The 19,888-nt window shown below is 69.3% G+C and carries 16 protein-coding genes; 12 read left to right on the forward strand and 4 right to left on the reverse strand.

Annotated features, from left to right (window positions below):
• The first annotated feature begins 21 nt into the window (after positions 1 to 21).
• The 5 genes from AX721_RS00395 (at position 22) to AX721_RS27720 (ending at position 9,506) form a co-directional block, all read left to right on the forward strand.
• Complete coding sequence (locus AX721_RS00395; protein ID WP_068873949.1) at positions 22 to 3,195, forward strand: efflux RND transporter permease subunit; 3,174 nt, start codon at positions 22 to 24, stop codon at positions 3,193 to 3,195.
• Between the two features lie 11 nt (positions 3,196 to 3,206).
• Entirely contained in the window at positions 3,207 to 4,613 is a 1,407-nt protein-coding gene (locus AX721_RS00400; protein WP_068873950.1) for an efflux transporter outer membrane subunit, read from the forward strand.
• 136 nt (positions 4,614 to 4,749) lie between these two features.
• On the forward strand, positions 4,750 to 5,832 hold the full coding sequence (recA, locus tag AX721_RS00405; RefSeq protein WP_068873951.1) for a recombinase RecA: 1,083 nt from the start codon (positions 4,750 to 4,752) through the stop codon (positions 5,830 to 5,832).
• Positions 5,833 to 6,099: 267 nt separating this feature from the next.
• Entirely contained in the window at positions 6,100 to 8,757 is a 2,658-nt protein-coding gene (alaS, locus tag AX721_RS00410; protein WP_068873952.1) for an alanine--tRNA ligase, read from the forward strand.
• Between the two features lie 92 nt (positions 8,758 to 8,849).
• Positions 8,850 to 9,506 (forward strand): PEPxxWA-CTERM sorting domain-containing protein, encoded by a 657-nt coding sequence (locus AX721_RS27720; RefSeq protein ID WP_068873953.1) that lies wholly within the window; start codon positions 8,850 to 8,852, stop codon positions 9,504 to 9,506.
• 67 nt (positions 9,507 to 9,573) lie between these two features.
• Here AX721_RS27720 and AX721_RS00420 read toward each other — a convergent pair whose 3' ends face one another.
• Complete coding sequence (locus AX721_RS00420) at positions 9,574 to 9,954, reverse strand: VOC family protein (RefSeq protein ID WP_068873954.1); 381 nt, start codon at positions 9,952 to 9,954, stop codon at positions 9,574 to 9,576.
• Between the two features lie 121 nt (positions 9,955 to 10,075).
• On the opposite strand from AX721_RS00420, the gene AX721_RS00425 reads away from it, so the two are divergent.
• Positions 10,076 to 10,336: a hypothetical protein gene (locus tag AX721_RS00425; RefSeq protein ID WP_068873955.1), complete on the forward strand. Its 261-nt coding sequence runs from the start codon at positions 10,076 to 10,078 to the stop codon at positions 10,334 to 10,336.
• A 77-nt stretch (positions 10,337 to 10,413) separates the two neighbouring features.
• On the opposite strand, the gene AX721_RS00430 is transcribed toward AX721_RS00425, so the two are convergent.
• Positions 10,414 to 11,628, reverse strand: a complete 1,215-nt coding sequence (locus tag AX721_RS00430; protein WP_068873956.1) for an NADP-dependent isocitrate dehydrogenase — start codon at positions 11,626 to 11,628, stop codon at positions 10,414 to 10,416.
• Positions 11,629 to 11,706: 78 nt separating this feature from the next.
• Entirely contained in the window at positions 11,707 to 12,765 is a 1,059-nt protein-coding gene (gene bla / locus AX721_RS00435; RefSeq protein ID WP_068873957.1) for a class A beta-lactamase, read from the reverse strand.
• Between bla and AX721_RS00440 the strand changes: the two genes are divergently transcribed.
• The 6 genes from AX721_RS00440 (at position 12,764) to AX721_RS00465 (ending at position 18,678) form a co-directional block, all read left to right on the forward strand.
• Positions 12,764 to 13,543, forward strand: coding sequence for an RNA methyltransferase (locus AX721_RS00440; RefSeq protein ID WP_068873958.1), 780 nt, complete (start codon positions 12,764 to 12,766; stop codon positions 13,541 to 13,543). The two genes, bla and AX721_RS00440, sit on opposite strands and share 2 nt — an antisense overlap.
• Complete coding sequence (locus AX721_RS00445; RefSeq protein ID WP_068873959.1) at positions 13,540 to 14,628, forward strand: nitronate monooxygenase family protein; 1,089 nt, start codon at positions 13,540 to 13,542, stop codon at positions 14,626 to 14,628. Before AX721_RS00440 ends, AX721_RS00445 begins: the two co-directional genes overlap by 4 nt.
• Positions 14,625 to 15,866: a DUF1254 domain-containing protein gene (locus tag AX721_RS00450; RefSeq protein WP_231733233.1), complete on the forward strand. Its 1,242-nt coding sequence runs from the start codon at positions 14,625 to 14,627 to the stop codon at positions 15,864 to 15,866. The genes AX721_RS00445 and AX721_RS00450 overlap by 4 nt, the downstream gene beginning before the upstream one ends.
• A 47-nt stretch (positions 15,867 to 15,913) precedes the next feature.
• Positions 15,914 to 17,239: a DUF1254 domain-containing protein gene (locus AX721_RS00455; RefSeq protein ID WP_068874004.1), complete on the forward strand. Its 1,326-nt coding sequence runs from the start codon at positions 15,914 to 15,916 to the stop codon at positions 17,237 to 17,239.
• Positions 17,240 to 17,597: 358 nt separating this feature from the next.
• Positions 17,598 to 18,215, forward strand: a complete 618-nt coding sequence (gene rpsD, locus AX721_RS00460) for a 30S ribosomal protein S4 (RefSeq protein ID WP_068873960.1) — start codon at positions 17,598 to 17,600, stop codon at positions 18,213 to 18,215.
• Positions 18,216 to 18,303: 88 nt separating this feature from the next.
• Positions 18,304 to 18,678, forward strand: coding sequence for a hypothetical protein (locus AX721_RS00465; protein WP_068873961.1), 375 nt, complete (start codon positions 18,304 to 18,306; stop codon positions 18,676 to 18,678).
• Here the strand turns inward: AX721_RS00465 and AX721_RS00470 are convergent.
• Entirely contained in the window at positions 18,637 to 19,767 is a 1,131-nt protein-coding gene (locus AX721_RS00470) for a mechanosensitive ion channel family protein (RefSeq protein ID WP_068873962.1), read from the reverse strand. The two genes, AX721_RS00465 and AX721_RS00470, sit on opposite strands and share 42 nt — an antisense overlap.
• Positions 19,768 to 19,888 lie beyond the last annotated feature (121 nt).

A 19,888-nucleotide genomic window follows, 5' to 3' on the forward strand; every position in this document is an offset into this window, starting at 1 on the left:
CTCACGCCCGGACTCCGTCCAATGAACTTCTCGCAGTTCTTCGTGAACCGCCCGCGCTTCGCTGCGGTGCTCTCGATCATCATCTTCGTGGTCGGCCTCATCGCCCTGCCGCGCCTGCCGATCAGCGAATATCCCGAGGTCGTGCCGCCCACGGTCGTGGTCCGCGCCGTCTATCCGGGCGCCAATCCCGCCACCATCGCCGAGACGGTGGCCTCGCCGCTGGAACAGGCGATCAACGGCGTGGAGGGGATGCTCTACCAGTCGTCCCAGACCACCGCCGACGGGGTGATGACGCTCACCGTCACCTTCGCGCTTGGGGTCGACCTGGATAAGGCCCAGGTCCAGGTCCAGAACCGCGTGGCGCAGACCTTGCCCAAGCTGCCGCAGGAAGTGCAGCGCGCGGGCGTGGTGACCAACAAGGCCTCGCCCGACCTGACCATGGTCGTCCACCTGATCTCGCCCGATCAGCGCTACGACATGCTGTACCTGTCCAACTACGCCCAGCTGCGGGTCCGCGACCAGCTCGCCCGCCTGGAGGGCGTGGGCGACGTGCAGATGTTCGGCTCCGGGCCCTACGCCATGCGCGTCTGGCTGGATCCCGAGAAGGTGGCGGCCCGCGGCCTGACCGCCGGCGACGTGATCCGCGCGATCCGCGAGCAGAACGTCCAGATCGCCGCCGGCCAGCTCGGCGCGCCGCCCGCGCCTGGGGCGGCGGATTTCCAGGTGGCCATCAACGCCCAGGGCCGCCTCAGCGACGAGGAGGACTTCCGCAACATCATCATCCGCACGGGCGCCGCCGGCGAGATCACCCGCCTGGGCGACGTCTCGCGCGTGGAACTGGGCTCCAACAGCTACGCCCTGCGTTCGCTCCTGAACAACAAGCCGGCCATCGCCCTGCCGATCTTCCAACGCCCCGGCTCCAACGCCCTCGATATCTCCACCCAGGTCCGCGAGACCATGGAGACGCTGAAGAAGGACTTCCCGGAAGGCGTCGACTATCGGATCGCCTACGACCCTACCGTCTTCGTCCGCGGCTCGATCGATGCGGTCACCCACACCCTGGCCGAGGCCATCCTGCTGGTGGTGCTGGTGGTGGTGCTGTTCCTGCAGAGCTGGCGCGCGTCGGTGATCCCGCTGATCGCCGTGCCCGTCTCGCTGGTGGGCGCCTTCGCCGTCATGCACATGATGGGCTTCGGGCTGAACACCCTGACCCTGTTCGGCATGGTCCTGGCCATTGGGGTGGTCGTGGACGACGCCATCGTGGTGGTCGAGAACGTCGAGCGGAACATCGAGCTGGGTCTGGCGCCCGCCGAGGCGGCCCGCCGGGCCATGACCGAGGTCACCGGCCCGATCATCTCCACCGCCCTGGTGCTGTGCGCGGTCTTCATCCCCACCGCCTTCATCAGCGGCCTGACCGGCCAGTTCTATCGCCAGTTCGCCCTGACCATCGCGATCAGCACCCTGATCTCGGCGTTCAACTCGCTGACCCTGTCGCCGGCCCTGGCGGCGGTGCTGCTGAAGCCGCATGGCGCGCCCAAGGACCGGTTCCAGCGCCTGATCGACCGCGGCTTCGGCTGGCTGTTCGGCCCCTTCAACCGCTTCTTCGCCCGCGCCTCCGACGGCTACGTGGGCGGGGTGGGGCGGCTGCTCGGCCGTTCGAAGGCCGCGCTGGCGGTCTATGTGGTGCTGATCGGCTTCACCGGCCTGGTGTTCGCCACCACCCCGTCCGGCTTCGTGCCGCCGCAGGACAAGCAGTACCTGGTGGCCGCCGCCCAGCTTCCGGACGCCGCCTCGCTCGACCGCACCGAAGCCGTCATCCGCCAGATGAGCGACATCGCCCTGAAGACCCCGGGCGTCGAGGACGCCATCGCCTTCCCCGGCCTGTCGATCAACGGCTTCACCAACAGCCCCAACGCCGGGATCGTCTTCGTCACCCTGAAACCCTTCGACGAGCGCAAGGGCAAGGCTCTCTCCGGCGTCGCCCTGACCGAGCAGCTCAACGCCAAGTTCGGGGCGATCCAGGACGCCAACGTAGCGGTCTTCGCGCCGCCGCCGGTGATGGGCCTGGGCCAGATCGGCGGCTTCAAGATCCAGATCGAGGACCGCGCCGGCGTCGGGGCGGAAGAGCTCTACAAGCAGACCCAGGCCGTGGTGGAAGCGGCCTCGAAGGAGCCTAGCCTGGCCGGCGTCTTCTCCGGCTTCCAGATCAACGTACCCCAGGTCACCGCCGACATCGACCGCGAGAAGGCGAGGGCGCAGGGCATGTCGCTGACCGACCTCTTCGAGACCATGCAGGTCTATCTGGGATCGCTCTATGTGAACGATTTCAACCGCTTCGGCCGGACTTATGAGGTAGACGTGCAGGCCGACCAGAAGTTCCGGCTGGATCCGGAGGACGTCCTGCGCCTGCAGACCCGCAACGGGGCGGGCGACATGATCCCGCTGGGCGCCTTCGTGACCCTGCGCCACACGTCCGGGCCGGATCGCGTGCCGCACTACAACGGCTACCTCTCCGCCGAGATCAACGGCGGTCCAGCCCCGGGCTACAGCTCGGGCCAGGCCGAGGCGGCCATGGAGCGGATCGCCCGCGAGACCCTGCCCAATGGCATGAGCTACGAGTGGACCGACCTGACCTACCAGCAGATCCTGGCGGGCAACACGGCGATCTACATCTTCCCGCTCTGCGTGCTGCTGGCCTTCCTGGTGCTGGCCGCCCAGTACGAGAGCTGGACCCTGCCGCTGGTGGTCATCCTGATCGTGCCGATGTGCCTGCTCTGCGCGCTGGTGGGCGTGCGGCTGACGGGCGGCGACAACAACATATTCACCCAGATAGGTTTGATTGTCCTCGTCGGCCTCGCCTGCAAGAACGCGATCTTGATCGTTGAATTTGCACGGGAAAAGGAGGCACATGGGGTCCCCACCTGGGACGCCGTGCTCGAGGCCTGCCGCCTCCGCCTGCGCCCGATCCTGATGACCTCCCTGGCCTTCATCATGGGCGTCGCCCCGCTGGTCTACTCCAGCGGCGCCGGCTCCGAGATGCGCCGGGCGATGGGCGTGGCGGTGTTCTCCGGCATGCTGGGCGTCACCCTCTTCGGCCTGATGCTCACCCCCGTCTTCTACCTCCTGATCCGCAAGACAGTCGGTCGCCGGGGCCCCCGCCTCGTCGCCGCCGACCTGCCGCACGCGGCCGAGTAGGAACCTCTGCGATGACCAAGCTCATTGGCCCCCTGGCGGCGGCGCTTCTGCTGTCCGCCTGCGCCGTCGGCCCGCGATACGAGGCGCCCAAGACCTCGCCGGCGACGTTCGCGGTCAAGTCCGAAACCTTCGCCGCCGCGCCCTTCGAGGCGGCCTGGTGGACCGCCTTCGAGGACCCGATCCTCGACGACCTGGAACGCCGGGCGCTGGCCGGAAACCTGGATCTGCGGGTGGCGGTGGCCCGGGTCCGCGAGGCCCGCGCCCTGTTTCGCGACGCCCGCCTGGACCAGCTGCCTCGCGTCACCGCAGCAGGCGGCTACGCCGATGGCCGGACGCCCCAGCCGGGCGGGCTGCCGGTCACCGACAGCACGTGGCAGGCCGGCTTCGACGCCGGCTGGGAGATCGATCTCTTCGGCCGCGTCCGCCGCCAGGTGGAGGCCGCCCGCGCCGACGTGGGGGCCGCCGAGGCGGATCTCCGCGACGCCCAGGTCCTGATCGCCGCCGAGGTGGCGCGGAACTACTTCGAGTACCAGGGCGCCCGCGACCGTCTGGCCGTGGCCCGCCGCAACCTGGAGACCCAGCGCGACACCCTGCGCCTGACGAGGTCGCGCTTCGACGTGGGCCTGGGCGACGCCGTCGGCGTGGCCAGCGCCCAGGCGGCCCTGTCGTCCACCGAGGCGAGCATCCCGCTCTTCACCATCCAGGCGACCCAGGCGGCGCACCGGCTGGCCGTGCTGGTGGGCGAGCGGCCCGGCGCCCTGGACGCCCAGCTGGCGCCTGAGCGTCCGCGCCGCGTGCTGGCCCGGGCCCTGCCGATCGGGGACGCCTCGGCGCTGCTTCGCCGCCGCCCCGACGTGGCCGCCGCCGAGCGCCGCCTGGCCGCCCAGACCGCCCGCGTGGGCGTGGCCACCGCCGATCTGTTCCCGCGGGTGACGGTCACCGGCTTCGTCGGCTTCCTGTCCGGCGACCTGTCGTCCCTGGGCGGCGACGCCAGCCGGATGTGGAGCGTCGCGCCCGCGGTCTCCTGGCCCGCCCTCGATTTCGGCGGCGCCCAGGCCCGCCTGCGCGTGCAGCAGGCGCGCAGCGAGGCGGCTCTGGCGACCTACGAGCAGACGGTCCTCTTGGCGCTGGAGGACGTGCAGAACGCCCTAGTCGCCTACGCCCAGACCCAGTCCCGCGTCGCGAGCCTCGCCCAGCGCTCGGCCGCCTCCAGACGCGCCGCCGAACTGGCCCGCGTTCGCTACCGCGAGGGCGCCACCGACTTCCTGACCCTGCTGGACGCGGAGCGGACCCTGCTCGAGGCCGAGGACGCCGAGGCGGCCGCCCAGACCACGCTGAACACCCAGGTGGTCGCCCTCTACAAGGCCCTGGGCGGCGGCTGGGAGTCCCCGCCCGCGACGGCCCTCGCCCGGAACTAGCTGCGTCAAATCCGGACGTAAGGCCGAAAAGAACATGTTGCGAACATAGAACGAAGCCGGTACGTCTGAGTCCTGCGAAGGGCCCGGTGGTTGGGCCCGTCCGATTGGCGGAATCGTGGGATAGAGGGTGCATGGCATGGCACAGTCGGCATTGAAGCTCGTGGGCAAAGAAGACGGTGAAAAGCAGCGCGCCCTCGAGGCAGCGCTGACCCAGATCGACCGGGCGTTCGGCAAGGGCTCGGTCATGCGGCTGGGCGAAAAGGGCAAGGTCGAGATGGAGTCCTACTCCACCGGCTCGCTCGGCCTGGACCTGGCGCTGGGCATCGGCGGCCTGCCCAAGGGGCGGATCGTGGAGATCTACGGCCCGGAATCGTCGGGCAAGACCACCCTGGCGCTGCACGTGGTCGCCGAGGTGCAGAAGTCCGGCGGCACCGCCGCCTTCGTCGACGCCGAGCACGCGCTCGACCCGGGCTACGCCCACAAGCTGGGCGTGAACCTGGACGACCTGCTGGTGGCCCAGCCCGACACGGGCGAGCAGGCGCTGGAGATCACCGACACCCTGGTGCGCTCGAACGCCGTGGACGTGATCGTGATCGACTCGGTGGCCGCCCTGACGCCGCGCGCCGAGATCGAGGGCGAGATGGGCGACAGCCTGCCCGGCCTGCAGGCGCGCCTGATGAGCCAGGCGCTGCGCAAGCTGACCGCCTCGATCTCCAAGGCCAAGACACTGGTCATCTTCATCAACCAGATCCGCATGAAGATCGGGGTGATGTACGGCTCGCCGGAGACCACGACCGGGGGCAATGCGCTGAAGTTCTACGCCTCGGTCCGCCTCGACATCCGCCGCACCGGCTCGGTGAAGCTGCGGGACGAGATCGTCGGCAACAACGTCCGGGTGAAGGTGGTCAAGAACAAGACCGCGCCTCCGTTCCGCGAGGTCGAGTTCGACATCATGTACGGCCAGGGCATCTCCAAGCTGGGCGAGATCATCGACCTGGGCGTGAAGGCCGGCGTGATCGAGAAGTCGGGATCCTGGTTCTCCTGGAACAGCCAGCGCATCGGCCAGGGCCGCGACAACGTCCGCGAATTCCTAAGGCAGAACCCCGACATCGCCGACCAGATCGAAAAGCAGGTCCGCGGCGCCAAGGACGTCATCGAAGAGGAACTGCTGGTCGGGCCCAGCCCGGGCGAGACCGACGAGGAAGACGGTTCCCTCTAGGGAGCGCTTCACGGCGGCTCACGCCCCGGGGCGGGCCTTTCCGCCAACCCCCGGTCCGTCCCGACGCGCCACCCGACGCGGGGGCCGCCGGCGATCCTCAGGAGGCTGGACGCTCGGGGCGAACCCCCGGGCGTCCTTTCTTTTGGCGGCGCCTCACTCGACGGGGCGCGCCTTTTCCTTTGGCGGTCCGGCCGAGGTTTCGTAAAGGGTCGGCGGTCCCCACCTGGGGGGTGGCGACCTGTCCAACAGTTTGATGAATGTAGCCCGATGCCGAGCCTGAACGAGATCCGGACCCACTTCCTGGACTTCTTCCAGCGGAACGACCACGCCGCCGTTCCGTCGGCTCCGCTCGTGCCGCAGAACGACCCGACGCTGCTGTTCGTCAATGCCGGCATGGTGCCGTTCAAGAACTACTTCACCGGCGCCGAGACCTCGCCCTGGCCGCGGGCGGCCAGCTCGCAGAAGTGCGTCCGCGCCGGCGGCAAGCACAACGACCTCGATAACGTGGGCTACACCGCCCGCCACCACACGTTCTTCGAGATGCTGGGGAATTTCTCCTTCGGCGACTACTTCAAGGAACAGGCGATCACTCACGCCTGGACCCTGCTCACCAAGGACTTCCAGCTTCCGGCCGAGAAGCTGACGGTGACCGTCTATCACACCGACGACGAAGCCCACGCCCTGTGGAAGAAGATCGCCGGCCTGCCCGACCACAAGATCATCCGCATCCCGACCAGCGACAACTTCTGGTCCATGGGCGACACCGGTCCCTGCGGCCCGTGCTCCGAGATCTTCTTCGACCACGGCGACCACATCTTCGGCGGCCCGCCCGGCAGCCCGGACGAGGACGGCGACCGGTTCGTGGAGATCTGGAACCTCGTCTTCATGCAGTTCGAGCAGTTCGCCGACGGCACGCGCACGGCGTTGCCCAAGCCGTCGATCGACACCGGCATGGGGCTGGAGCGGATCGCCGCCGTCATGCAGGGCGTGCACGACAATTACGACGTCGACCTGTTCCGCACCCTCATCGCCGCCAGCGAGGACGCCACGGGCGTGAAGGCGGAGGGCGAGGCCAAGCCGTCGCACCGCGTGATCGCCGACCACCTGCGCTCGTCCAGCTTCCTGATCGCCGACGGCGTGCTGCCGTCGAACGAGGGGCGCGGCTATGTCCTGCGCCGGATCATGCGCCGCGCCATGCGCCACGCCCACCTGCTGGGCGCCGACGAGCCGCTGATGCACCGCCTCGCGCCGACGCTGGTGAAGGAGATGGGCGAGGCCTATCCCGAGCTGCGCCGCGCCGAGCCCGCCATCGTCGAGACCCTGCGCCAGGAAGAGGAGCGATTCCGCCGCACGCTCGGCCGCGGCATGACCTTGCTGGACGAGGCGACCGCCGGCCTTGCGGAGGGCGCCGTCCTGTCGGGCGAGACCGCCTTCAAGCTCTACGACACCTACGGCTTTCCGCTTGACCTGACCCAGGACGCCGTGCGCGCCAAGGGCCTGACCGTGAACCTCGACGAGTTCGACGCGGCCATGAAGCGTCAGCGCGACATGGCGCGCGAGGCCTGGACCGGCTCGGGGCAGGTGGCGGCGGCGGCCGAGTGGTTCGCCATCCGCGACCGCCTCGGCCCCACGGTCTTCGTCGGCTATGACAACACCGAGGCCACCGGCGAGCTGCTGGCGCTGGTGGAAGCCGGTCACGAAGTCGACGCGGCCGGAACCGGCGCGAAGGTGCAGGCCCTGTTCGACCGCACGCCCTTCTACGCCGAGAGCGGCGGCCAGGCGGGCGACCGCGGCGAGATCGAGTGGGACGGCGGCCGCGCCCGCGTCACCGACGTCCAGAAGCAGGCGGGCGACCTGCACGTGCACGACCTGGAGATTCTGGAGGGCCAGCTCGCGCCGGGCGCCCGGGTCCGGCTCGCGGTGGACGCGGAAAATCGCGCCACCACCCGTTCGAACCACTCGGCGACCCATCTGCTGCATGCGGCCCTGCGCAACGTGCTCGGACCGCACGTCACCCAGAAGGGCCAGATGGTCGACGGCGAACGGATTCGCTTCGACTTCAGCCATGGCCAGCCCCTGACCCCCGATGAGATCGATCGGATCGAGGCCGAGGTGAACGCGGTGGTCCGCCAGAACCTGGCGGCCGAGACCAAGAACATGCGGCCGCAGGAGGCCATCGAGGCGGGCGCCATGGCCCTGTTCGGCGAGAAGTACGGCGACACCGTCCGCGTGCTGACCCTGGGCCAGGCCCTCGGGGGCGACGGCGCCTATTCGGTGGAGCTGTGTGGCGGCACCCATGTGGCGCGGACCGGCGACATCGCTCTCTTCAAGGTTGTGTCGGAGCAGGGCGTTGCCGCGGGCGTGCGACGGATCGAGGCCCTCACCGGCGAGGCGGCGCGCCGCTGGCTGCTGGACCAGGCGGCGGTCGCCAAGGGGCTGGCCGAGCAGTTCAAGGTTCCGGTCGCCGAGGTGGCGGCCCGGGTGGAGGCGCTGCAGCTCCAGGCCCGAAAGCTCGAGAAGGAACTGGGCGACGCCAAGCGCCAGCTCGCGATGGGCGGCGGCGGCGGCGCGGCGGCGGGCCCCGAGGACATCGGCGGCGTGCAGGTGATGGCCCGTGTCATGGACGGCGTCGGCGGCAAGGACCTGCGGCCCATCGCCGAGGAATTCAAGAAGCAGCTTCCCGACGGCGTCATCGTCCTCATCGGCACGGCGGACGGCAAGGCGGCGGTGACCGTCGCCGTCACCGGCGCGGCTCAGGCCAGGTTCAATGCCGCTGACCTGGCCAAGGCCGGCGTTCTGGCGATGGGCGGGCAGGGAGCCGGCGGCCGTCCCGACTTCGCCCAGGGCGGGGCGCCCGACGGCGACAAGGCGGCCGACGGGCTGGCCGCGGTCAAAACTGCCATAAGTGGCAAAAATCCCCTGTGAGTTGTCAATGCTGGCGGCACACCAAGGCCGCGCTTAAGGTCCCGTTTACGTTTCAGGGCCTCAGGCAGGCTGTTGGGGGTTATAGGATGAGCATGAAATTCGTTGCGGCGCTCGCCGCCACCGCCGGTCTCGCGCTCGCGGCCACTCAGGCCAATGCGACCGTCTTCGCCGGCAACTGGGAATTGACGACCTACCAGGCCAGCGATCCCGGCTTGGTGCTGAACGTCTACAACATCGGCTCGACGAGCTTCAATGTGGACCTCGGCGCCGAGGATCCGCAGTACGATCCCCTGTTCTATCTCTACACCAACGAGACGCACCTGAACCCGGACGACCTCGCGGCTTCGCAAATCTCGCTGAAGTTCACCTTCACCTCGCCGGAGGGCAATGACGGCCCGCTGGTGATCGGCGGGACCACGCAGGGCTACTACGAGTTCTTCGGCTTGATCCAAGGCGGCCAGCTGACCTGGGCCAACGGCGGCCAGGCGCAGCTGCAGTGGGGCTTCAACAACCCGAACCTGATCACGCCGGGCATCATGACCCTCTCGGTCAACGGCGGCGAGTTCAACGAAGGCTTCCTGGGCCTGAACGAGGGCAAGAAGCATGGCCTGAAGGTCAAGGCGAAGTTCGACTGGGACCAAGATCCGACCTTCGGCGCGGTGCCGGAGCCGGGCACCTGGGCCCTGATGATCGGCGGCTTCGGCATGGCCGGCGCCATGATCCGCCGTCGCCGGGCGATCGCCGCCTAGGCGCACAGCGTATTCGAGACTGCGGACGGCCGGGGCTCAGCCCCGGCCGTTTTGCGTTGCGCCCCAGCTAGGCCAGGTAGACGCAGTACTTGTTGCCGACAGGGTCCCGGAAATAGGCGGCGTAGAAGCCGCTCGTGGCCTCCGGCGGGCGGAAGCCCGGGCCGCCTTCGTCCGAGCCGCCGGCCGCCAGCGCCGCGGCGTGGGCGGCCTTCACCTGATCCTGGCTCTCGGCTTTGAACGCGACCATGATGCCGTTTCCCGCACGGGCGGCCTCGCCGTCGTAGGGGCGGCATATCCCGATACAGGGCTCGCCGTCCTTCGGCCCATAGAAGGCCCACCCCGGAAACGGCTCGCTTCGCGCCCAACCGAGGGCGCCCAGGGTGGCGTCGAAGAAGGGCAGCGCCGCCTCGACGTCGTGCGCCCCGATGGTCACATATCCGATGCTCATCCGATCCTCCCGCAAAGAAGGACGACACTACCGGGCGGCACGAACAAAGCAAGAACATTGACTTGTTCGTCAGTCAGGCGTTCCCTTGACCTCGACGCCTGGTTTTTCCGGAGGACCCGACATGGAAGACCGCAGTCATTTCGGCGAGCAGACGCAGGACGTGGTCGAACACGAGCGCACCTACCACGCCTTCAGCATCCTGGTCCGATGGTCGATGCTGGCGATCGGCAACGCCATCTTCTGGTTCACCCTGTGGTTCGCCACCCCGGCGGGCTTCCTGGGCTCGACCGTGGCGGCGATCGCCACCTTCATCCTCGGCTATATCGTCCTCATCCGGCGTGAGGAGAAGCAGCCGCTGAACCTCTGGGTGGAAGGCCGCTGAAACGAAGCGCGCCGCGCACGGTCGCGCACGGTCTCCCATGCGCGGCGCGGATCTCTGCCGGTGAAGCCGGTCGTCGATTAGGCGGCGAGGGCCTTTTCGAGGTTGGCCGCCACCTTGTCGATGAAGCCCTCGGTCGTCAGCCAGCCCTGGGTGTCGCCGACCAGCAGCGCCAGGTCCTTGGTCATCGAACCGCTCTCGACCGTCTCGACGCAGACCCGCTCAAGCGTCTCGCAGTACCGGTTCAGTTCCGCGTTGCCGTCGAGCTTGGCGCGGTGCTTGAGGCCCTGCGTCCAGGCGAAGATCGAGGCGATGGAATTGGTCGAGGTGCTCTCGCCGCGCTGATGCTGGCGGAAGTGGCGCGTGACCGTGCCATGGGCGGCCTCGGCCTCCATGACCTTGCCGTCCGGCGTGATCAGCACCGAGGTCATGAGGCCCAGCGAGCCGAAGCCCTGGGCGACCTGATCCGACTGCACGTCGCCGTCGTAGTTCTTGCAGGCCCAGATGAAGCCGCCGTTCCACTTCAGGGCCGAGGCGACCATGTCGTCGATCAGGCGGTGCTCGTAGACGAGGCCCGCAGCCTTGAACTGGTCGGCGAACTCGGCCTCGTAGATCCCCTGGAAGATGTCCTTGAAGTTGCCGTCGTAGGCCTTGAGGATCGTGTTCTTGGTCGACAGGTACAGCGGATACTTCCGCTGCAGGGCGTAGGCGAACGAGGCCCGCGCGAAGTCGGCGATGGAATCGTCCAGGTTATACATGGCCATCGCGACGCCCGAGCCCGGGTAGTCGAAAACCTCGTGCTCGATGACCTTGCCGTCGGCGCCCTCGAACTTGATGGTCAGCTTGCCGGGGCCGGGGACCTTGAAGTCGGTGGCGCGGTACTGGTCGCCGAAGGCGTGGCGGCCGATGATGATCGGCTGGGTCCAGCCGGGGATCAGGCGCGGCACGTTCTTGCAGATGATCGGCTCGCGGAAGACCACCCCGCCCAGGATGTTGCGGATCGTGCCGTTCGGCGACTTCCACATCTTCTTGAGGTTGAATTCCTTCACCCGGGCTTCGTCCGGGGTGATGGTCGCGCACTTGATGCCGACGCCGTGGCGCTTGATCGCCTCGGCCGCCTCGACCGTCACTTTGTCGTCGGTGGCGTCGCGGTGCTCCATGCCGAGGTCGTAATAGTCGATCTGGAGATCGAGGAACGGAAAGACGAGCTTGTCCTTGATCAGCTTCCAGATGATGCGGGTCATCTCGTCCCCGTCGAGGTCTACGACGGGGTTGGCGACTTTGATCTTGGCCATGAGGGGCGGGCGCTCCGGGCGTAATGCGTTTGGGGCCGTATAGCCGCCACAGACGCCGACGCAAAGGCTCCCGAAGGGTTACCCCACCGCTCTGAGCGCCGCGCGGGCCACTTCGGCGATGATCCGGTCGCGGCCGGCCTCGTCCAACGTCGATCCTGAGAGGAAAACCGCCAGGGCGTACGATCGTCGGTCTGCGAGCGTGAAGATCCCGACGTCGTTGTGGGCGGTGCTGATTCCCTGGTCGACCCCCGACGTTCCGGGTCGGTGGGCGAGGAACGCGTCCCTGGGCAAGCCGGCCCGGATCCGGCCGACGCCGCGCCGGGTGCGGCCCATCAGCTCGAGCAGCCGCTTCGTCGAGGCCGGCGAGACCAGCTCCTGGCGGTCCAGCATCTGCAGCAGTTCCAGCATGCCGCGAGGGGTGGTGGTGTCGCGCGGGTCGGACATGTAGCGGCGCATGGCGGCGAGACGCTCGGGGGCGGGAACCGCCGCCTGCGCCTCCGCGAAGCGGGCGCCGTCGCGCCAGGCCGGCCTGAACGAGGGCATCCCGTAGACATCGGGCTGAAGCTCGCGCTCGTAACGGTCCACCCGCACTTCCGGCACGCGACGGGCGGTAAGCCACGCGGTCACCGCGCCGGGCCCGCCGATCCGCTTCATCAGGACGTCGGCGGCGGTGTTGTCGCTGTCGACCACCATGGCCTCGAACAGGGCCTGGGCGGTGTAGTCGCGCCGCGCCGGCCACCCGGCCGCGATCGGAGAGACGGCGGGGGAAAGCTGTTCCTCGGTGAGAACGAACGGCTCGGTGAGCATCAACCGACCGGCATCCGCCTCGGCCAGCACCGCCGCGGCCAGGGGCAGCTTGAAGACGCTCTGCATGGGAAAGCGGCGGTCGCCGTTGAAGGTGTAGGTCTGGCCGCTCTCGAGGTTGGAGAGCCCCACGCCGAGGGACGCCGGGCGGGCGGCGCCGGCGATGGCGGAGATCGCCCGGCCCAGGCCTTCAATGTCGATCCGCGGCGTCGTGGCGACCGTCACCGGCATCTTCGGCTCGCACGCCGCCAGCAGGCCCGCCGGCGCGGCGACGAGCAGGGCGCGACGGTCGAGGGTTGCCTTCCGGCGAGCGGGCTCTTCTAAACGCGGCATGGCCGAAGCGTCTCCTATCCCGCCTGTCATTATCCTGAACGCGCCACAGCTGGCCGAGAACATCGGCGCGGTCGCCCGTGTCATGGCCAATTTCGGCCTTGCAGAACTCAGACTTGTGAACCCCCGCGACGGTTGGCCCCAAGAAAGGGCCTGGGCCCTGGCGTCCGGCGCCGAGTGGCCCCTGAACGCGGCGCGGGTCTACGACACGGTGGCGCAGGCCATCGCCGACCTGAACGTCGTCTTCGCCACCACGGCGCGGCCGCGCGAGCTGACCCTGCCGATCCTCACGCCCCGCAGCGCGGCAAGCGAGTTGGCGCAGGCCTGCGGACGCGGCGAACGCTGTGGCCTGCTGTTCGGGGGCGAGCGGGCGGGGCTGGAAACCGCCGACATCGCCCTCTGCCAGGCGGTGATCACCATTCCCATCGATCCCAAGTTCCGCTCCCTGAACCTGGGCCAGGCGGTGGCGATCAACGCCTACGAATGGCGGATGACCGTGGCCGACGCCGCGCCGCCGGCGTTCCGGCCCGGTCCCGGCCCGGCCACGGGGGAGGCGATGCTGGGCCTCTACGAACACCTGGAGCGGGAGCTGGAGGCCGCGGGCTTCTTCCACCCGCCGGAGAAGACCCCGAACATGGTCCAGAACCTGCGCTCGGCCCTGGGCAAGGCGAAGTTCACGGACCAGGAGGTCCGCACGTTCCGCGGCGTGATCACCGCGCTCAGCCGCGGGCGCGGCAAGGTCCTAGAGAAGATCGCCCGCAAGACGGACCCGCAGGAATGAGCCTCCAAACCCTCCTGGACAGCCTGCCGATCCCGATCATCCAGGCGCCGATGGTCGGCGCCTCGCTGGAGGCCCTGACGATCGCGGCGAGCGAGGCGGGTGGCATGGGGACCCTGGCGGCCGGCGCGCTGCCGCCCGCCGACATCGGGCCGATGGTTCAGGCGGTCCGGGATCGAACATCCAAACCCTTCGGGGTGAATCTGTTGATGGCGCCGAAGGCGGAGCCAGGCGCAGGTGAGATCGACGCGGCGCTGGCCCGGCTCGCGCCCTGGTACGCAGAACTCGGCGTCCCGCCGCCCGAGGCGCCCAACCAGTTCGCGCCCGACTTCGAAGCCCAGTTCGACGCTCTCGTGGCGGCCGCGCCCCCGGTGGCCTCCTTCACCTTCTCGATCCTGACGCCGGCGCAGGTCCGGCGGCTGCAGGCGGCGGGGACTTACGTCGTCGGGACCGCAACCACGGCCGCCGAGGCGCGGGCGTGGGCGGAGGTCGGGGCGGACGGGATCTGCGCGCAGGGGTTCGAGGCCGGCGGCCATCGCGGCCACTTCCTCGCCGACATCGAGGCCAGCCTGGTCGGCACGCTGGCCCTCGTGGCGACCATCCGCGCGTGCGTCGACCTGCCGGTCATCGCCGCGGGCGGGATCATGGACGGGCGGGGCGTTGCGGCGGGGCTGGCCTTGGGCGCGTCGGCCGTCCAGATGGGCACGGCGTTCCTGCTGGCGGACGAGGCGACGACCTCGGCGCCCTGGCGGCGGGCCGTGGCCGAGCCAGCCGACGATCCGACGCGGCTGACAAGGGCCTTCACCGGCCGCTATGCCCGTGGAATCGAGAACAGGTTCATGCGTCTGATGCATGGGGTGCAGGACGACGTCCCCGCCTATCCTGTCCAGAACCGGCTGACCCAGCCGTTGCGCGCCGCCGCCGCAAAGGCCGACGACCCGGAGATGCTGTCTCTCTGGGCCGGCCAGGCGGTGCGGCTCGCACGGCCGGGACAGGCGGGCGACATGATCCGGGCATGGTGGGCGGAAGCGGCAGAGGTCGCCGACGCGGTCGCCGCCCGGACCCGGAGAGGACTGGAGCGCGAGTGACCGACCTGAAGACCGCGGCGAGGGACGCCTACATCTACACCCTGCCGCTGATCGAGCTGGCGACCACCCGCCAGCGGGGGCAGGCCGTGGGACACAAGATGGGCGTCTTCGCCCACGTGCGGCATCTGGCCAACCACAAGCACCGGGCGGTGACCACGCCCAACACCGACACCCTCTATTCCACGGCCCAGATCGACCTGTCGGCGGGACCTGTGACCATCACCCTACCGCCCGCCGGCGACCGCTATCTCTCGCTGGCGCTGATGGACGCCTACACCAACAACTTCGCCATCCTCGGCACGCGGACCACCGGCCCGGACGGCGGGACCTTCCGGCTCGTGGGACCACGCGAGGCGGTGGAGGGCTGGAACGTCGTCCGCTCGCCCACCGACCACGTCTGGGCCCTGGCGCGGATCCTCGTGGCGAGCCCGGAGGATCTGGAGGCCGCCCGCGAGGCGCAGGCGGGCATCTCGCTGCAGGGGCGGGCCTCGGAGACGCCAGGGCCCTACGCGCCACGCTCGGCCGACTGGCGGGAGTACTTCGCCAGCGCGGCGGCGCTGATGGCGGCCAACCCGCCGCCGGTGACGGACCTGGGCCTGCTGCGGACGCTGGCGCCCCTGGGTCTGCTGGACGGCTTCGATCCCACCCGGTTCTCATCGGCCGAGGTCGCCGAGATCGAGGCCGGCATGGCGGAGGGGCGCAAGGCCGTCCGCGGGGGAGGGGGCCTCTCGGGCACGGAGTTCATCCAGGGCTGGTCCTATCCGAGCTCACGGCTGGGCGATTTCGGGCAGGACTACCTCCTGCGCGGCGCCGTGGCCCTGGGAGGGCTCGCCGCCCTGCCGCCGGCCGAGGCGATGTACCTGCAGGCCGAGGGGCCGCTGCCGCGCAAGCTGTTCGACGGGACCCAGGCCTGGCGCCTGCACTTCCCCGCTGGCCAGCACCTGCCGGTGAACTCGTTCTGGTCGCTCAGCCTCTACGAGGCCACCGACGACGGGCAGTTCTTCTTCTGGGACAACCCGTTGAACCGCTATGCGATCGGCGATCGCACGCCGGGGCTGCAGATCAACGCCGACGGCTCGCTCGACATCTGGATCGGCCACGAAAGCCCAGGGACGGATCGGGAGAGCAACTGGCTGCCCGCCCCGGCCGCTCCCTTTGCGCTCTTCATGCGCGCCTACCTGCCCAGGCCCGAGTTGCTTCAGGGCTATTACCGTATGCCTCCGCTCGCGGTTGCCTGAGACAGCCGCGCCCATCAGGTTCCGCCCACTTGAGGGAGGCGTTGCAGGTGAACAGGCGTGAGCTTCTGGCGGCGGTGGCCGTGGTGGGGATGATTCCGGGAGCGCGGGCGTTCGCGGCCGCCGGCGACCTCAGGTCCGCCGCTCGCGAGGCCTGGCTCTACGGCCTTCCCTGGATCGAGATGGCGGCGGCCCGCGATCGGATGCTGGGCAACAAGGGCGGGCAGCCCGCCGGTCTCAACGGGTTCGGCCACAGCCGGCAGCTGATCGGTCCCGAGGGGCTCACCATCACCTCGCCGAACAACGACACGATCTATTCCAGCGCCTGGCTGGATCTGACCGAGGGCCCGCTGACGCTGACGGTCCCGCCGACGGGCGACCGCTACATCTCGCTGGCCGGGATGAACATGTACACGGACAACGACTTCGTCCTGGGCACGCGCACCACGGGCGGCGCCGGCGGGCGTTACACCATTGTCGGACCGGGGCAGGCGGGGGCGGGGCCCAATACCGTGCGGCTCAACACCGCGCATGGCTGGCTGCTGGTCCGAACGCTGGTCGACGGGCCGCAGGACCTGCCGGCCGTCCACAAGATCCAGGATCAGCTGCGCCTGTCGGGTCCGGCGGGCGTGCGCCCGGCCAAGGCCTATGCGACCCGGCACTCGCCGGCGCTGGAGTACTTCGCGTCCCTGGCGGAGCTCCTGAAATCGGATCCGCCGCCGGCGACGGACGGCGTCCTCTTCCGCCGGGCCGCGCCGCTGGGGCTGACGGCCGCCGGCGGGTTCGACGCCAAGCGGTTCGACGCGGCCGCGGTGGCCGAGATCGAGGCCGGCGTCGCCGAGGCCAGGAAGGCCATCGAAGGCATCCGGCCGGGCGCGTCGGTGCAGGGCTGGACCTACCCGCGGCATACGCTGGGCTACTTCCATCAGGACTATCTGTTCCGGGCCGCCGTGGCGGTGATCGGCCTGGCCGCGCTGCCGCCCGCCGAGGCCATGTATATGCAACCGGTCGCCGAGAAGGGCCGGATCTTCGAAGGGAGCGGCCCCTATCGCATGCACTTCCCGGCCGGCCAGATGCCGCAGGTGAACGCGTTCTGGTCGCTGACCATGTACCGCCCGACGAAGGACGGACAGTTCTTCCTCGTGGAGAACCCGATCAAGCGCTACTCGATCGGCGACCGCACGCCGGGCCTCAGGACGAACGCGGACGGCTCGCTGGACCTATGGATCGCGCGCAGCGACCCCGGCGGCGACATGAGCGCCAACTGGCTGCCGGCGCCGCCCGACGGCCCGTTCAGCCTGAGCTTCCGCGCCTATCTGCCGACCCCCGACTTCCAGGACGGCCGCTACCGCCTGCCGGCGCTGCAGCAGGTTTGAGGCGAGGCCGGCGGCATGTATCCAGCGTGATCGGCCGACCGCCCCGGCGACAGGGGAGGCCGGCCTCACGGCGGGCTGTCCGGCCAGGGTCAGCCCGCTGACTTGACTTCGATACTCTGGATCGACGCCCTTGGCGGCCGTGTCAGGAGACGGCGACGCGCTGGCGGGCGCGTTGACCTGGCGCAAATTACGCGGGTTTCTTGACTCGCGAGCCGTCGGCCGTCATACACCGCGCCTTCCAGCCGCCGGGGCACGCCTCGTGTGGCCGGAAACCTATGACGGGTTGATGCGAAGCCGCCGTTGAGATCGCGATCCTCATCCGAAGGGTCGCCGGCTCGGATCGAATGAAGAGTGGAATATGTCCAAGCGCCATAGCGCCAAGTACAAACTCGACCGCCGGATGGGCGAAAACGTCTGGGGTCGCCCGAAGTCTCCGATCAACACGCGCGCCTACGGCCCCGGCCAGCATGGCCAGCGCCGGAAGAGCAAGGTCTCGGACTTCGGCCTGCAGCTCCGCGCCAAGCAGAAGCTGAAGGGCTACTACGGCAACATCACCGAGAAGCAGTTCGTCCGCATCTATACGGAAGCGGCGCGCCGCAAGGGCAACACCTCGGAAAACCTGATCGCCCTGCTCGAGTCGCGCCTGGATGCGGTCGTCTACCGCTCCAAGTTCGTCCCGACCCCGTTCGCCGCCCGCCAGTTCGTCAACCACGGCCACGTCCTGGTGAACGGCAAGCGTGTGAACATCGCCTCCTATCGCGTGAAGCCGGGCGACGTCGTCTCGGTCCGCGAGCGCTCGCGCAACATGGCCCTGGTCCTGGAAGCCCTGCAGTCGTCGGAGCGTGACACGCCCGACTACATCACGGTCGACGCCAAGGGCATGGCCGCCACGTTCGTCCGCGCGCCGGAACTGGCCGAAGTGCCGTATCCGGTGAAGATGGAACCGAACCTCGTGGTCGAATTCTACGCCTCGTAAGGCGTCGCCGACCTCGAAGCGATTTCGCGAAGGCCCCGGAGAGATCCGGGGCCTTTTGCTTTGGCCGCCGCTGTGGCGCAGTGGCGCGATGAATCGCCGGCTCTTCGTCCTGACCGCCCTGGCCCTCTGCGGCTGCGCGACCGCGCCGCCTCCCATCCTGGCGCCGGCCGGGACGGGGCTTGCCGAGTTGGAGCCGCTGTATCGGGCCGAGGCCGGGCGGGACGCCCTGACCATCGGCGTCGCCTCCAACGGCTGCACGGCCAAGGACGACTTTGCCTTCTATGCGGAGCGGAAGGGCGAGGCGATGACCCTCGCCTTCGGCCGCAAGCGCCTCGACACCTGCCGGTCGTTCGCCATGGGCAAGACGGACCTCGCCTTCACCTGGGCCGAGCTCGGCGTGCCGCCGCGGACGCCGGTGTTCCTACTGAACCCGCTGCTCGCCTGGACGGGGCCGGGACACTGAGCCGTCGTCCGCGGCGGGCGCGCGCACTTCGATCCGATCGACCGGCAGCGCCTCCGGGTGGTCCTGGCGGAGCCATTCGATCATGCGCTCGCGGATTTCGCAGCGAAGGTCGAAGGCGGCGCCGGCCCCAGCAGCGCTGGCCAGAATCCGCACCTCCACCGTGCGCTCCTTCAGGTCGGTGACCTGCACCACGGAAACCTTGCGGTCCCAGTGGGGCGAGGCGTCCAGAACCTCCTTCAGCTTGCTGCGGATCGCATCCACGGGGACATGGTAGTCCACGTACAGCATCACGACGCCCAGCATGTCGGCGGACTCCCGGGTCCAGTTCTGGAACGGCTTCTCCAGGAAGTACTTCAGCGGCACGATCAGCCGCCGCAAATCCCAGATGCGGATCACCACATAGGTGGACGTGATTTCTTCCACGTTGCCCCACTCGCCCTCGACGATCACGGCGTCGTCGATGCGGATCGGCTGAGTAAGCGCGATCTGGACGCCGGCCAGCAGGTTGGAGAGCACGGGCTGTAGCGCCAGGCCGACGATGATCCCGGCCGCGCCGCCCGCGGCCAGCAGGCTGACGCCAAGCTGCCGCACGCCCGGGATCGTCATCAGGGCGAAAGACGCCGTGAGCAGGACGACCAGGGTGGCCAGGGCGCGCCGGAGAATCCGGATCTGGGTGTAGTGCTTGCGGGCCATGAGGTTGTCGGCCACGTCGATCCGATAGCGCCGCAGATAGAGATCCGAAGCGATGTCCAACGCGGTCATCGCGGCCCAGCCCCAGAGCAGAATGAAGGCGATCAACAGGCCGTGCTGGACGAGGTTGGCCTCGCGGACGGGCAGCGGCGCGGCATGGATCGCCCAGGCGACCGCGATGAGCCCCAGCGCGAGCCTGGCCGGCCCTCGGGTCCGGAGCAGCAAGGGCCGCCAGAACGAGTCCTTCGCCCGCAGCCGTCGCCTGAGGATCCGCACGACGCCGCCGTAGAGCAGCTGCGCGGCCAGGAGGGCGACGGCGATGAGGATCAGGCTGAACACCCAGGCGGGCGCCCAGTCGAAGCGGGCTTCGACTGTTCGGACGAGTTGGTCGAGCGTCATGAAGGGCCAACCCGCGACGCGGCGGATTGTTCACGGAGGGCTGGCGATCCGGCCCCGCCCGGGCGGCAGGGCCCTCGACACGCTAGGAGCGCGAACCTAGTCTTTCGCAACTGATGGTCCC

It is taken from the genome of Phenylobacterium sp. CCH9-H3, from assembly GCF_001557235.1.
In the GTDB taxonomy this organism is placed as follows: Bacteria; Pseudomonadota; Alphaproteobacteria; order Caulobacterales; family Caulobacteraceae; genus Phenylobacterium.

Bases quoted from the DNA above. Each gene is read 5' to 3' on its own strand.
- AX721_RS00395 (WP_068873949.1), top strand. From the start codon at position 22: ATGAACTTCTCGCAGTTCTTCGTGAACCGCCCGCGCTTCGCTGCGGTG.
- AX721_RS00400 (WP_068873950.1), top strand. From the start codon at position 3,207: ATGACCAAGCTCATTGGCCCCCTGGCGGCGGCGCTTCTGCTGTCCGCC.
- recA (WP_068873951.1), top strand. From the start codon at position 4,750: ATGGCACAGTCGGCATTGAAGCTCGTGGGCAAAGAAGACGGTGAAAAG.
- alaS (WP_068873952.1), top strand. From the start codon at position 6,100: ATGCCGAGCCTGAACGAGATCCGGACCCACTTCCTGGACTTCTTCCAG.
- AX721_RS27720 (WP_068873953.1), top strand. From the start codon at position 8,850: ATGAAATTCGTTGCGGCGCTCGCCGCCACCGCCGGTCTCGCGCTCGCG.
- AX721_RS00420 (WP_068873954.1), bottom strand. From the start codon at position 9,954: ATGAGCATCGGATATGTGACCATCGGGGCGCACGACGTCGAGGCGGCG.
- AX721_RS00425 (WP_068873955.1), top strand. From the start codon at position 10,076: ATGGAAGACCGCAGTCATTTCGGCGAGCAGACGCAGGACGTGGTCGAA.
- AX721_RS00430 (WP_068873956.1), bottom strand. From the start codon at position 11,628: ATGGCCAAGATCAAAGTCGCCAACCCCGTCGTAGACCTCGACGGGGAC.
- AX721_RS00440 (WP_068873958.1), top strand. From the start codon at position 12,764: ATGGCCGAAGCGTCTCCTATCCCGCCTGTCATTATCCTGAACGCGCCA.
- bla (WP_068873957.1), bottom strand. From the start codon at position 12,765: ATGCCGCGTTTAGAAGAGCCCGCTCGCCGGAAGGCAACCCTCGACCGT.
- AX721_RS00445 (WP_068873959.1), top strand. From the start codon at position 13,540: ATGAGCCTCCAAACCCTCCTGGACAGCCTGCCGATCCCGATCATCCAG.
- rpsD (WP_068873960.1), top strand. From the start codon at position 17,598: ATGTCCAAGCGCCATAGCGCCAAGTACAAACTCGACCGCCGGATGGGC.
- AX721_RS00465 (WP_068873961.1), top strand. From the start codon at position 18,304: ATGAATCGCCGGCTCTTCGTCCTGACCGCCCTGGCCCTCTGCGGCTGC.
- AX721_RS00470 (WP_068873962.1), bottom strand. From the start codon at position 19,767: ATGACGCTCGACCAACTCGTCCGAACAGTCGAAGCCCGCTTCGACTGG.